Consider the following 13,993-nt stretch of genomic DNA (forward strand, 5'->3'; position numbering starts at 1 on the left):
GGAAACGCAAACGGTAGTAAAGCTTTACCCTTTACCGTTTGCGTTTTTTCTTAAAGAAAGTAAAACATCAGGGTGAAATGCAGTTCTCGCGTTGAGGATATTAATATCTAACCTATAAACACAGCTAGACTACAGTTTCTCTGCTTAAAAGCTTAGCATTTAATCAAGATTTTTAAATATTATGTCAAGTTTGGAAAGCCTTGCTGTCTTAATGCTTCGTATACAATAATTGCAGCAGTATTCGATAAATTTAATGATCTAACCTTATCACACATATGAATACGTAAACACCTGTCTTCTTTTCCCGTTAATAAGTCACGTGGAATCCCATTTGTTTCTCTACCAAACACAAAAAACAATTCCTCATCTGGATCACTAAAATCAAAATCGGTATAATGCTTTGTACCAAAATTCTCAATATAATAATAGCTTGCTCTCGGATAAGTTTCATACAAGGATTGGATCGACTTATATTCACGAATATCTACATGATACCAGTAATCAAGTCCTGCTCTTTTCAACATCTTATCATCTGTTGAAAACCCAAGTGGATGAATTAAATGTAACGTTGCATTTGTTGCTAAACATGTTCTGGCTATATTACCAGTGTTAGCTGGAATTTCTGGTTGATATAATACGACATGTAAACTCACTTTTTCATTCTCCTTACATCTATCTACGTTACAAGTATAGCACTATTTTCTTTATCCCAAAAGCGCTGTGTTATTCCGTATGAATTCGAAAAAATTTATATTGAATCTGTGGCGTCCAAGCAGAGGAATCTTCATAAGACCAATAACGATTTCGACTATTATCGGTATGTGCATTAACGAGTGGCATGCCGTATGCGTCTTTTGCTACAACAATTGTATTATGATCCCACCTGCCATCTCCTGAAAAGTCATAGCAAATAACATCACCAGGAATAAGCTCCTCTGGCGATTCTTTCTCTTCTCCACGTAAACCTTGCGTTGAGCCCGATAAATACCATCGCATTGAGTGAGCAACTGCCCAGCTAAAGCTCCAGCTATCCTTTCCGTACCACCAACCGCGTTCTCTAATTGGTGCCCCCCGCATTGGTGCACCACCAGCAAACAAGCATTGCGATACATAGTTTGTACAATCGACTTCGAAGGTTCGATAGGCTGGATTATAGCTATTCCACCATCGTTCTGCATATTGAACTGCTCGTTGGCGATCATAAACGGCTCGCTTGCATGAAGTTTCAGTATCCATATCTGGTACCACTTTTCCTTTAAAATTTTGTATCCATACATGATGCTGTTGATGGTCTATTATCTCCCCATTAACCATGCTAAATGTATATGGTGAAATTACTTCTTCCATATACAGCTTTTCTCGCTGTTTTACTAAAAACCGTAAATGTAACAGATAACTGTAGGATCGTTCATCAATGTAGCGTAGTTTTCTGTACAACTGACCATTTCCTTTAATTTGTACTATTTTAGCATTTCTTTCAGTAAATAACTTTCGTTTTCTTGACCACCAATTTTCTTTATTTTGATCTGAAGCAAAAAAATCTAACCAGTAGCTTTTTAGCTTCTCCATAAAAAATCCCCTCCATAAAAAGTATATGGAAAATGGCTTTTAAATAGTACTATTCTTTTAATGATAAAGTCAGTATTCATAAGGATTTAGGAGCAATTGAAGGAATTTATGTTATTTAAAATTAAGTATATAAAACTATTCTTTGGGGGAGGTTTATAAATTAGCGTGGACAGGCTTAACCTAATAGCTAACAGGTGAGTAGCTTAAAGTGTTGCCATAGAAAAAGCCTACCCGTAAGAGTAGGCGATCAAAGTTAATTTTTAATTAAAGTCATCGTATGCATCACCTAAATAATTAAAATCATCTTTTAACCAATACCAATGTCGACCTTTATTTTTTATTAGTCTTTCAAGCAAATCTGTAAAAGAGGTTGCAATAATTTGTGATTCTCCAACAAGAGCATGACGGTCAAAAAAACTATCATAACATCTGCCTAATCTTTTTCTACTTAGATCAATTGTTAAATATTCATCTTTACCATCATTACAAACGATATACCAACTTGATGAAATATCTTCTTCACACAATTCCCCTACAATTACCGGGTTTGCCAACATAAATTCCTCAGGAGATACAAAATAAACAGGGTATTCTTCGTTTTCGTATAAAGCTAAACCTCCACAGAGTCTATAAAAATCCTTGATATCTTCAGGTAAAATATGTTTTGTTTCATCAATACTTGGTAAACCATTTGACTCAAAAATACGACAGTGAGGTAATGTCTTAACTTGCGTAAGTAGTTGTTCTATTTTTGTCATTTTGTTCACTCCCTATAGTTATATAAATTAAATGCATTATAATATTCCTGTCTAGCTGATTTAGGAACTTTTGCTGCATCAAACATTTTTTCAGTAAGTTCTTGCATTTCCTTGGGTGAGACCGATTGCCAATTGATTTTACCCCCAACTTTTCTTCCTGTTTTTTCATATAACCATTGTCTATATACTACTTTTGTAGCGTTATGTTGTTCTTTAGTTAAAGCTAATGTTGGTGTATTAGCTCCTCTACTCACATAGTTTGGAACATTATGTTTTGCCCAAACATCCATTACCCCATGATGGTTTTCTAAAGGTGAGTTACTTGGTCTATAAGGAACGACATCATTAGGTTTTACAGTATCTCTATTTTTAACCTTCTTCGCTGTACGTTTACCCTTATTCGCAAATTTAATTGTTCCGCCAGTTTTAACCAACTTTAACACTTTTCCTGCTGGAATAATAGAAGCTCCAGAAATTACTCTATCAATTGTAGAAGCCTTTGGATCCATTACCGTTTTCACATCATCTAAAATAAGAAAGTCCGCTGTTTCTTTTACAGCCGTTGCACCAAATTCTCCTGCTTTTACAAATGTATTTTTCACACCATCGGCAGCCTTTTCTAACCAGCTTTTTTCCGACTCTTTTGGCTTATGTCGATTGGCTGGAATCTTACTAACCGATTCATAGTTTATACCTGTTTCTGATTTGAACTTCCGCACTTTCCTGCCATCAGCTAAGGTATAATAAATTCCTTGCCTTATTCCCTTGTAATCAGAAACCTTTACTTTTGAAACAACAAGATGCTCGATGGTTGCAAACTCACTTGCAATTAAACTATCTCCCGTTGCTGCTAGAGTAGCGTGTATAGCCCGATAGCTGTAATCCATCGTTTTTTGTCCAAAATGTTTCTGCATATAGTTAATCGGAATCGCTGCTAGTGGAATAAACTTTGAAAATAACCGTTTGCCAAGCTCCCCCATGATTACTTCTAAATCCATGGCATTCTTTCCAGCCTTTTTCATGAGACCTTGTATTAACTGCTGATGGACCTTTTGATCAGCTATCTTTCTTGCCTGGTACGTTGCAATATTTATCTGACCATTGTTTCCCAGCTCTCTAATTCGACTTACATAGTTTTTCATTGTATGGAGATCTTGCTCCACAGGCTCTAGCTTAGCTGTATTGTGCCGATCAAATAAATACAGCTTTTCAATGGTCTTGTGTGTCATTTTCTTTGCATGTTGTACTTTATCCAGGAACTCTCCATCGTCTATATCCCGAATATTAATAATGTCTCTAACCGATTGAAGAATAGCATTTGCTTCATCGGTTAGCACCATTGCAACATGTTCCGCCCGTTTAAGTCCTCGTTGAACACCACCCGCAAGAAAGTCCTCTCGAATAACTCCATTCCTGTCCGGTTCCAGTTCATCAATGGAATGTTTTATTTCACGTAACGTATTCGAATAATTATCAATGAACCCCTCTAGGAACAACAGAAACGGCATGTGTACTTCCTGATAAAAAGTTCGTATAGAATTAGCTGTTTTCCCTTTAAAAGCTTCCTCTAAGGCTATAATTCCTTCTATGCTTTTCTGGATGTTTTTGATTTGTATATGTATTTGTTCTAGTTGCGCTAATGTTTTGTCGATAAAGCTATGACATTCCCCTACATAAAGCGCCTTGATTGACATCTCCTCCCATCTTAGTTGAAACTTAATTCCCCCCTTTAGTTGCATTATACTAAAAGTGCAAAATTTATTGAATTGTTTATAGGTGGAAAAGCATTAAGTTGTTTTGTGCATATTAACTCCTTTAGATGTAAATTCTATAAAAATATTTAAAAGCGCTCCGTTTCGATTAGGAGCGCTCTGTTTTAACTATAAGAGCAGATTTACCAAGTCCCGATGGTCTAATTTTTGAGTTCCTTTCGTATTCCTTCCAAATGGAGTAACAGTAGCTAAACGATTGGGAGATACTCCTGAAGAGATTTACAGAACTTATGACTATTCTGATGATCAAGCAGACAAACAAGCTGCATCAATATTCAGTTCTGTAATACATATATAGGTTTTCCCCCCGCACTTAACAACCCCAGTGCCGGCAATGTTTATCGCCTTCCTCCATAAAAAGTATATGGAGAGTAGGCTTGTGAAACATCTAGTTTTTATATTTTTCCGCATGTAAGATTAATAATTTATGGTTTTTAGCCTGAGTAAAATAAGCAGATTGAAGATTTCGATCAGCTTACCGATTATTTTTTAGTAGGCTGGTGTTGAAATGCCAATCCTTTTTCCATCTCATATAGGACCTGTTCATCTTCCTCTGTTTCCTTTGCTTCTTTAATAGCTTGAAATGCTTCATCTGTTCCAATTTTCCCCAGCGACCATGCCGCCGTTCCCCGAATTACCGGACGGGGATCATTACGCATGACATCAATGATTTCAGCAACAGCTGTCGTATCTTTATAATGCCCTAACGCTATCAAAGTATTGCGCTGAATTGGCTTTTTCCCCCGCCATGATCCCGAAATATGCCCAAACTTTTCTTTAAATTCGCGATTAGATATTTTCAACATAGGAATTAATTTTGGTTTAGCTACATCATGCTCTGGCTCAAATTCAGGGTGTATATGGAAGTCCACCTTTTGATTCTTCGGACAAACCATTTGGCATGTATCACAGCCATAAACACGGTTACCAATTTTCGAGCGGAATTCATCAGGTAAAAAATCTTTTGTTTGCGTTAAAAACGCTATACAACGTTTTGCATTTAATTGACCAGCCTGAACGATAGCGCCTGTGGGACAAGCATCGATACATTTGGTACAAGATCCACAACTATCTTCAATGGGCTTATCAGGAGTAAATGGTATATTGGTAATGAGTTCGCCTAAATATACAAAAGAACCAAATTCCGGAGTAATAATAGAAGTATTTTTACCACTAAATCCAATCCCTGCTCGTTCTGCAACCGCGCGGTCAGATAATTCTCCTGTATCGACCATCACCCTACTTTTTCCATCTGGCACTCTCTCTTCGATAAATTTAGCAAGCTTTTCAAGTCTTTCCCGTAAGACAATATGATAATCCACTCCCCAGGAGGCCCTCGCAAATAACCCTCTCCGTTCCTGCTTCGTACTTCTTGGAGCTCCTTTCATGCGAGTAGGGTAGGCTAAAGCAATTGCAATAATTGATTTGGCTCCGGATAGTAAACGCTCTGGTTCTGTTCGTTCTTTAATCGTCCCTTTTTCAAAACCAGATTGATAACCTAATTCTTGCTGTCTGCGCAGACGTTCTTTTAATTCCGTAAACACATCTGCTGAAGCAAAGCCAATTTTATCAATGCCAATCTTTTTACTATAATTAATAATGTCTTGCTTCAACTGTTCCGTTTGCATCATTTATTCTCCTTGCCAGTACTTTTTTACAACTGCTGTACGCATTCGATTTAACACTGCTGCAATTTCAAATCGTCGAGGTCTAGCTAAATCTCCCGGGTGTTCTTTTGGATGTGATATAAATGAAGCTAAGCCTTGTTGGTCCATTTGCTGCTCAATACGGTCCAATAAGTCAGGTAAAGCAACGTTATTTAATTGATTTTCTCGATTCAAGTAATAAAGGATTTCTGCAATCATCCTTGTCTGTGAGGCGTCAACAAGCTGTTCCACCTCTGGAAATGTAATATCTGTTTTTCCCATTTGTATATGTGTTAAGCCTTTTGCTTGAACTTTTGCTCTTTTTCCTTTTCTTGTTTGTAACGAGCTCTGTTGAAAATAACGTTTCGTTAACTTACCAAATCGTGCATTCTTGTCATTATTTCGTTCTAAAGGATATTTTTCCATTATTCTTTTTGCTTCATTTGTTGCATTATCTGGTAAATAGTTTTCTAAGCGAATAACTGTATCCGCTAAAGCAAAATAATCACCTGAGCCTCCCATTACGATAATTGTTGAAACAGATAACTCATCACGAAGTTGTCTGACTTTATCAATAAATGGGGTAATCGGTTCTTTATCTGCGTGCACGAGTAATTGCATTCTGTGATCACGAATCATAAAATTAGTTGCACTTGTATCTTCATCGATTAATAATGTGGAAGCCCCCGCTTCTAATGCCTCCATTACATTAGCTGCTTGTGATGTACTGCCACTTGCATTATCGGTGGAAAAAAATGTTGTATCCTGACCATGTGGCAAATTATTGATAAACGAAGAAATGTCAACTCCTGTGATTTTCCGACCATCTTCAGCTCGAATTTTTACTGCAGCAAGATCCGTTAAAACGAACTCTCTTCCATCACCGCTTACATGTGAATATACTCCTCGTTCTATCGCTTTAAGCAATGTACTTTTACCGTGATATCCCCCTCCAACAATTAATGTGATTCCTTTTTTAATTGCCATTCCTTTCATTGGTATATCTGAATGAGGAATCTGAATTTCGACTTCGTTTTCAGGGGGACTTTGAAACGGTACGGCCTGCTTTAAAGGGCGGTTACTAATTCCGCTTTCTCGTGGCAAAACAGAGCCATTTGCTAAAAATGCGACCCAATCATTTTTTTTCATAGTTTCGCGAATAGCTTCTTGCTGATCAGCTAAATTGACTGCCTGCTCGATGGTTTCATCAGTAATTGTAAAAATAGACCTATTGATAATCGCTGGGAGTGCTTGAAAAAATAACTTGTTCGCTTCTCTACTGTTTATTTTCCGACCGTTCGCCGGAAGTCCAACCGAAATGCAAACTGTTATTTTTTTGGGGGTAATTTGTACAGCGCTCCGCTCCAACTTCTCTTGTCCTGGATGATCAAAAAAGATGGAGCCACTCTTACCTGAGCCTTTTATGTAAGTATCCTGACAAGTTACAGCCTTACTTATTGAACGAGCGAATGTATCTTCAGCAGCAACCTTTCTAGCAAATGTTTGTAGCCACTCAGCTTTAATTTGCCGCTTACTTGCAGGAATAACGATTCTAAGTTTAGAAGGAGCTGCAAACGGATCTCCTTGAACATGATCAATCATAAGTTTATAATCTGCATGGTGATAAACTCCTTGGATTCGTTTATATGCTTTATAGCCCTTATTATCAATTTCCTTTAAAAGCTTTACTAGACTATTCATCCAGACACCTCTATTGCTTTAGATTTCATTAGAAATGAAATACTTTTTTCTTCTTTTCTGCTTCAGATTTTACATGTTCTCAATAAGAAAGTAAAACAAACCTTTTTAAAAGCATATGTCAGTTTTTTGAAAAGTAAAAGAACACAAAACGACTTGTTTATTCTAACAAGGGCTGGAGAGTGGTAACATGAGGTATTCTACTAACAAGAGGAATAAGTATTTCGGTAAGCAAGGGATAACAGGAGCTAGAACGTTCGCTAGACGACAGGTTTATGAGAGCAAATTTAACAGGATACACTTTTTTTCAAAACTAAAAACGCAATACTTCGTACCCTTTGCATTACGAAATACTGCGTTAAGACATATGTATGGAGCGGATGAAGGGAATCGAACCCTCGTCATCAGCTTGGAAGGCTGAGGTTTTACCATTAAACTACACCCGCATTCATTGAACTTATGTAATGATTTAAAAAATCAATTTTTGAATGCAGAAACTATTATAGCAATCATTCGGAGTTAGATCAAGATGTTTTTTTATTTTTTCGACAAAAAATAAATTTTGATGAATTCTCAGGGCAATTTTTTTGTCTGCCTTCACCAGGTCTTTTACCTTACCTCGTTTCTCCTCTAATTCCCTTTATACCTTTAGCTTCTGCCGGTTAGCCCATCGTCTTACATTGGAATGGTCAATGCCTAGTTCCTTTGCTGTTGTTTTATATCCCATACCTTCTTTAATATAAAGATCTACCGCCTTTTTTAAATATAGTATCGTATGTCCTTATCATTTTTCCCATATAAAATCCCTCTCTATAGTAGAAGAAGAATGTGCTTTCTTTTTTTCTGACTACTATAAGGAGATCATTCAATCGGTGAGGGTTTTTTATTTCCGCTGTTGTGAACAGAATCAAGTATTTGACTTGGCAGTTGGATCATTACTTATCTTCACTTCATAGATGGAAAAGCAGGTTTTACTGCCAGTTAGAAAACGTCACTAGTGAATAAGAAGGGAACGCAACTTGGTTCCTATATTTAAATTTCACACGGTGCAATTATTCTCCTTATTTAAACTGTGAAAATGAAAAAATTTTGCTTAGAAAGATTTACAATCTAATAAAGAAGTTATAGAATAGTCATAAGTTTTAGGGAGGAGAAAAAGAATGGCTGTATATCCAATTGTGATTGCACAACAGAAATTTACACATCAAGACAGCTTGCGATATCCATTTGAAGAACGCGGGCTTCAGTTTGGAGACGGAATTTACGAAGTTATCCGTATATATGGGGGGAAATATTATCTTCTAACAGAACATCTGGATCGATTATTCCGATCTGCAGAAGCAATTAAAATCGACTTGGCTATATCAAAGGAGAAATTATCTCAATTATTATTGAAACTATTAGAAAAAAACAACATGGAAAAGGATGGAAAAGTTTATCTGCAAGCAACACGAGGGTCTGCTCCACGTGATCATGCTTTTCCAAAAGATGTTCCTGCGAATATGTATGCCTATGTACAGGACTTGCCACGACAATTAGATAAGCTAAAGCATGGTGTTTCAGCAATTACAACACCAGATGTACGTTGGGAAAACTGTTATATTAAAAGCTTAAACTTATTACCAAATGTACTTGCTAAGCAAGAGGCAAAAGAGCAAGGTTGCTACGAAGCAATTCTGCATCGCGGGGAGCTTGTTACGGAATGTAGTTCATCAAATATTTATCTTGTTAAAGATGGTGAAATCCATACCCACCCCGCTACAAATCGGATTCTGTACGGCTGTGTACGGTTGCGGGTAGAAGCATTTGCTAAAGCACTTTCTATTCCATTTTACGAAGAAGGGTTCCATAAAGAGAATATTTATGATGCAGATGAAATGTTTTTATCCAGCAGTACATCTGAAGTAATGCCGATTGTAAGTGTGGATGGCAAACAAATAAAAGATGGTATCCCTGGTCCAATTACTCGTAAATTGCAGCAAGCATACGAAAAAGATGCAGAAATTATTGACAACAAAATTGCTTCTAGCACTTAAAAAAGATTGGAAGAACGGCAATATACGCTTTAGTAATCCAGTTATGTGTCTTTCGAAGTTTTTTATAACTCTTAAAGCAAAGTTTTATCAGATTTAAAATTAGCATAACTTCCGTATGAAAACTTATCCATTAAACTTTGAAACTCAATTTTAACTTTTTGATATCCTTTTTAGGAGTTACTTGCAACATACCTTTATCCTCTTAACATAATGGAGCTGGGACAAAAGCGTTTTAGTCAAAGAAAAAACCGAACGATGATTCAAAATTCTTCAGTTAGAATTCGAATTAGTTCGGATTTCTCTTTTTGTAAGCTTACTTATTCCAGTAAAAATTCGTATTTAGAGTTGATCTTTTTAGTTTTGTCCCAGCCCCATTTTTTATAATCTTGTTAATAGTTTTTATTATTACTGTGCTTTTAATAGCGAACTAGCCTTTTACCTAAGTTTCGTGCTTATGCTGGGACATCGCTCTTCAAAAAAGATATACACAATGTATCAGCAAATATTGCTTCTGAGACTACAATTATTTTCAAATAGTTAGATTTATCATGGATTCTGAGATGACTCTTAGCCGTAAAGCTATTCTACTGCTTTACCCGGTACTTAGGTTTTTGCCATAATTAGGTTAACTATGGGCAGTAGTTACAATTCTATATTTGCTAGCACAGTTTATTCTAATGCATTCCATCTATTTAACAATTAACACTCGACATTGTGCACGTTGAACAATTTGATTACTTACGCTTCCAAGAAAAAATCGTCCTACATTTCCTAGTCCGCGACTACCTAAAACAATTAAGTCAATTTTATTTTCTTTTGCATATTCGAGTAATTGGACACTTGGATTACGGAATGAATAATCTACTAATACTTCTACCTTACAATTAATTCCCTCTTTATCAAATTCCTGTCTGATCCGTTCCATAATAGGGCGTAAGTTTTCAGCCATGTCACTCATAAAACTTCGTGCAAGTACTGCATTTGTAGTTGGACCAGCATGAGTAACTACTGTCACCGCATGTACATTTGCATTTGAAAATCTTGCTTGTTTTTTTGCTTCTCCAATGGCTTTTTTACTTAATTCTGACCCGTCGTAGGCTACTAGAATGTTCTCACCCATTATAGCTCCCCCTCTTATCAGCTTGTATGTCTTAAAACTATCATAGCATAATTATTGAAAGCGTTTTATATCATTTGTAAAACGTCATAGATAATTCTTTTTTAAAAAGATAAGAAAATTTTTCTGTTATTAAAATTGAACGTTCATCTACATCAAATTTCAGATGATGGCGTCTCCACTTCATAATGTGATAATTAGAGATACATATGGAGCTCTCGACGAATTTTTACGATTTATGGATAGATCTGTTTCAGATTTTAAATATTTTTTCTTCCTTTTCCCCATTTGAATTCAATTAACTTCATATAAGAAAAAGCTAAAAGTGCTCTGTTTACGGTGTACAAACTTGAAAGCTTCTAACGAGGTAAAAGTGTAATCACTTCCGTATTTCTTTCGCTATTTTAGTCTCTTTGATAGAATTTCATTATACAAGATGAGGAGTACGTCCTTTTAAAATAATACTTATATTCTTTTTAAGTGGTTTGGAATCATAAAGATACTTTTTTTACAATATGAAAAGAAGGGAATACATGCATATGAAAAAAATAATGATTATTGGTATCCCTGGTGCAGGGAAGTCCACGTTAGCAAAACAATTAAATAAATTTCTACAAATTCCTGTTTACCACATGGATAAAATCTTTTGGAAATCAGGCTGGAAACAGATAAGTCGTAAAGAATTAATTGCTGAGACACAAAAAATTTTTAAAAAAGAAACGTGGATCATAGATGGGAATTATAGTGCAACGATGGAGATGCGTATGAAAGAAGCTGACCCAATCATCTTTTTACATTACCGAACAATGACGTGCCTTTATGGAATTATAAAGCGACGAATTACCTATCATAATAAAACAAGACCGGATTTAGGGACTGGATGCCGCGAAAAACTGGATTGGGAATTTTTTAATTATGTAAGAACTTTTAACAAGAAAAAAACATCTTATATTTACGAACTCCTATCAGCATACACTAGTAAGGATATCCTTATCTTTAGAAACAGAAAAGAACTTACAAACTTCCTTAGAAAAATTGGCTAACATTGCATCTGACACCTAGTTGTGCTTATAACATTTTTTTTGCTTGCGTTGCTTTAGATTTAGCATAAAAATTTCATCTTTCTAAATGTATAAAAAAGTTATTTTTTTCCTCTATTCCAATTGATTCGGGTTTCGAATTAGTTTAAACTATCAAAAAGTAAATCTTTTTTAATAAAGAGGAGGAAAATAATGAGAAGTTCCAAACGCGCTCTTACTACTACCGATATTACTAGATTAGAAGTGTTTAGTGATCCGCAGTTCACCCCAGATGGTACAGCATTTACGTTTACATCTACTACGATCAATGAGGAAAAAGAATACGAATCTCACCTTTTTTTCCAAAAGCTAAATGAGAAAGAAGCAAATCCATGGACATTTAATGCCAGCAAAAATAATCAACTGCGCTTTTCCCCAGATGGTAAAAGAGCTGTGTTTCAATCAACAAGAAGTGGCCTTTCCCAAATTTGGTTAATTCATATGGATGGCGGTGAACCAAAACAATTAACTACTTTTCACCGTGGTGCAACTAATCCGGTTTGGGCTCCAGACGGAAAACACATTTTCTTCTCTGCTTATTTAGCTCTTAATGACGATATTCATCATCAAAAAGAACCTACAAAAGAAGAAAAAAAAGAGGAACAGAAAACGAAACAACAAAAACCAATGATTGTTAATCGTTTAGATTATAAGTCTGATGCAAGAGGACTTCATGATCATACAAGGAAACAAATCATTATGATGAATGTGGATGAAGGAACATTGAAACAATTAACTAACAATGGTGCAGACCATGAATTTCAAGATATTTCACCGGACGGCAACGCTATATTATTTACCGCTACCTTAAATGATGATGCTGACTACGAACTGACCAATGACCTATACTGTCTCCATATTCAAACAGAGGAAAAAAAGAAACTAACAAATGGTGAAGGGATTTATTTCAAGGCATCGTTTTCCCCAGACGGAACGAAGATTGCTTCGTTTGGTCATGAGTTTGCTTATAAAGGAGCTTCTCTGACAGAATTACATGTATTTGATTATGAAACAGCGAAAAGAAGATGGCTAAGCAAGGATTGGGATATTCAGCTTGGTGATTCCATGATTGGGGACACCCGTCTTGGAGAATCAGAATCAGGCCCTGTGTGGAACGAAGATAGTACATGTATTTTTTTTATTGCAACAAGCGAAGGCGCTACCGAACTTTATCAAGTTTCATTAGAGGGGAAGCGTCAAGTTCTTTATAAAAATGATAATCACGTCTTTGGTTTTGCATACGATGGTTCTACAAAATCATTTCTTCTCGGAATAAGCAACCCAACCACTCCATGTGATTTTTATTTATTAAAAGAGGATGAAACTCTTATTCCTCTTACTAATAGTAATAAAGCATTACTGGATGAAGTTGAATTTCAAGAACCAGAAGTATTGAGTGTTAAAACAGAAGACGATTGGATAGTTCAAGGCTGGCTATTACGTCCTTATGGATTTACGGAAGAAAAAAAATATCCGACGATTTTAGAAATTCACGGTGGTCCGCATGCCATGTATGGTCAAACTTTTTTCTTTGAAATGCAGCTGTTAGCAGCAAAAGGGTATGTCGTGCTATACACAAATCCACGAGGCAGCCATGGGTATGGGCAAAAATTTGTTAATGCATGTCGTGAAGATTATGGAAGCGGCGATTATCGGGACTTAATGGCAGCTGTCGATTATGCTGTTAAAAAATATAGTTTTATCGATGATCAACGTCTTGGTGTTACTGGTGGCAGTTACGGGGGATTTATGACAAATTGGATCATTGGTCATACCAATCGTTTCAAAGTAGCTGTTACACAACGTTCTATTTCTAATTGGCTTAGCTTTTATGGAGTAAGTGACATTGGTTACTTTTTTACAGAGTGGGAGCATGGAGTAAATTTATTAGATGATCCTGCTAAGCTTTGGGCATTGTCTCCATTAAAATATGCAGAAAAAATAGAAACACCATTATTAATCTTGCATGGTGAATTAGATTATCGCTGTCCTATTGAGCAAGGCGAGCAGCTGTTTATCACGTTAAAGCATTTAAAGAAAGAAGTAGAATTTATTCGCTTCCCTAAAGCTAATCATGAGCTTAGCCGTAGTGGAAAGCCTTATATGCGGATCGAACGTTTGAATCATATTTGCAGATGGTTTGAAAAATATCTCGCATAGAGTTCGTTCAAAAGTTGGTTAAGATGATTCCACCATTCTATTATGTTTTTCCCTTGTTATATATGTTTTTACACCACCATTTTCAAACCGAATTCAAATAAGAACAATAAAAAGAGAGAGCCTAAAGAGTTCAATTTTAACTGATTAGCACCTAAATT

10 protein-coding genes and 1 tRNA gene are annotated in these 13,993 nt (G+C 36.0%); 3 read left to right on the top strand and 8 right to left on the bottom strand.

Going from position 1 to position 13,993, the window contains the following annotated elements; translation table 11 throughout:
- Positions 1-179 precede the first annotated feature (179 nt).
- The 7 genes from trmL to KQI21_RS05610 all read right to left on the bottom strand — a co-directional run bounded on the left by trmL (position 180) and on the right by KQI21_RS05610 (position 7,889).
- A complete protein-coding gene (trmL, locus tag KQI21_RS05580) occupies positions 180-653 on the bottom strand; it encodes a tRNA (uridine(34)/cytosine(34)/5-carboxymethylaminomethyluridine(34)-2'-O)-methyltransferase TrmL (protein ID WP_216483097.1) in 474 nt (157 codons plus the stop codon).
- Positions 654-723: 70 nt separating this feature from the next.
- The gene (locus KQI21_RS05585; protein WP_216483099.1) at positions 724-1,569 is read right to left on the bottom strand and encodes an amidase domain-containing protein; all 846 of its coding nucleotides are present in this window, start codon (positions 1,567-1,569) and stop codon (positions 724-726) included.
- Between the two features lie 260 nt (positions 1,570-1,829).
- Positions 1,830-2,327, bottom strand: a complete 498-nt coding sequence (locus KQI21_RS05590; protein WP_216483101.1) for an SMI1/KNR4 family protein — start codon at positions 2,325-2,327, stop codon at positions 1,830-1,832.
- Positions 2,328-2,332: 5 nt separating this feature from the next.
- The gene (locus KQI21_RS05595; protein WP_216483103.1) at positions 2,333-4,021 is read right to left on the bottom strand and encodes a T7SS effector LXG polymorphic toxin; all 1,689 of its coding nucleotides are present in this window, start codon (positions 4,019-4,021) and stop codon (positions 2,333-2,335) included.
- Positions 4,022-4,581: 560 nt separating this feature from the next.
- Entirely contained in the window at positions 4,582-5,727 is a 1,146-nt protein-coding gene (gene queG, locus KQI21_RS05600) for a tRNA epoxyqueuosine(34) reductase QueG (RefSeq protein WP_216483105.1), read from the bottom strand.
- A gap of 3 nt (positions 5,728-5,730) precedes the next feature.
- Complete coding sequence (locus KQI21_RS05605) at positions 5,731-7,446, bottom strand: ABC-ATPase domain-containing protein (protein ID WP_216483107.1); 1,716 nt, start codon at positions 7,444-7,446, stop codon at positions 5,731-5,733.
- A 369-nt stretch (positions 7,447-7,815) separates the two neighbouring features.
- Positions 7,816-7,889: transfer RNA gene (locus KQI21_RS05610), tRNA-Gly, on the bottom strand.
- 714 nt (positions 7,890-8,603) lie between these two features.
- Between KQI21_RS05610 and dat the strand changes: the two genes are divergently transcribed.
- A complete protein-coding gene (gene dat, locus KQI21_RS05615) occupies positions 8,604-9,479 on the top strand; it encodes a D-amino-acid transaminase (RefSeq protein ID WP_216483108.1) in 876 nt (291 codons plus the stop codon).
- A 688-nt stretch (positions 9,480-10,167) separates the two neighbouring features.
- On the opposite strand, the gene KQI21_RS05620 is transcribed toward dat, so the two are convergent.
- Complete coding sequence (locus KQI21_RS05620; protein ID WP_216483110.1) at positions 10,168-10,599, bottom strand: universal stress protein; 432 nt, start codon at positions 10,597-10,599, stop codon at positions 10,168-10,170.
- Positions 10,600-11,135: 536 nt separating this feature from the next.
- Between KQI21_RS05620 and KQI21_RS05625 the strand changes: the two genes are divergently transcribed.
- Positions 11,136-11,639, top strand: a complete 504-nt coding sequence (locus KQI21_RS05625) for a DNA topology modulation protein (protein WP_216483112.1) — start codon at positions 11,136-11,138, stop codon at positions 11,637-11,639.
- Positions 11,640-11,828: 189 nt separating this feature from the next.
- Complete coding sequence (locus tag KQI21_RS05630; RefSeq protein WP_216483114.1) at positions 11,829-13,835, top strand: S9 family peptidase; 2,007 nt, start codon at positions 11,829-11,831, stop codon at positions 13,833-13,835.
- The last annotated feature ends 158 nt before the right edge of the window (positions 13,836-13,993 follow it).

This window comes from Virgibacillus proomii (assembly GCF_018916875.1).
Taxonomy (GTDB): Bacteria; Bacillota; Bacilli; order Bacillales; family Amphibacillaceae; genus Virgibacillus; species Virgibacillus proomii_B.

Bases quoted from the DNA above. Each gene is read 5' to 3' on its own strand.
- queG (WP_216483105.1), bottom strand. From the start codon at position 5,727: ATGCAAACGGAACAGTTGAAGCAAGACATTATTAATTATAGTAAAAAG.
- KQI21_RS05630 (WP_216483114.1), top strand. From the start codon at position 11,829: ATGAGAAGTTCCAAACGCGCTCTTACTACTACCGATATTACTAGATTA.
- KQI21_RS05585 (WP_216483099.1), bottom strand. From the start codon at position 1,569: ATGGAGAAGCTAAAAAGCTACTGGTTAGATTTTTTTGCTTCAGATCAA.
- KQI21_RS05590 (WP_216483101.1), bottom strand. From the start codon at position 2,327: ATGACAAAAATAGAACAACTACTTACGCAAGTTAAGACATTACCTCAC.
- dat (WP_216483108.1), top strand. From the start codon at position 8,604: ATGGCTGTATATCCAATTGTGATTGCACAACAGAAATTTACACATCAA.
- KQI21_RS05595 (WP_216483103.1), bottom strand. From the start codon at position 4,021: ATGTCAATCAAGGCGCTTTATGTAGGGGAATGTCATAGCTTTATCGAC.
- KQI21_RS05625 (WP_216483112.1), top strand. From the start codon at position 11,136: ATGAAAAAAATAATGATTATTGGTATCCCTGGTGCAGGGAAGTCCACG.
- KQI21_RS05620 (WP_216483110.1), bottom strand. From the start codon at position 10,599: ATGGGTGAGAACATTCTAGTAGCCTACGACGGGTCAGAATTAAGTAAA.
- KQI21_RS05605 (WP_216483107.1), bottom strand. From the start codon at position 7,446: ATGAATAGTCTAGTAAAGCTTTTAAAGGAAATTGATAATAAGGGCTAT.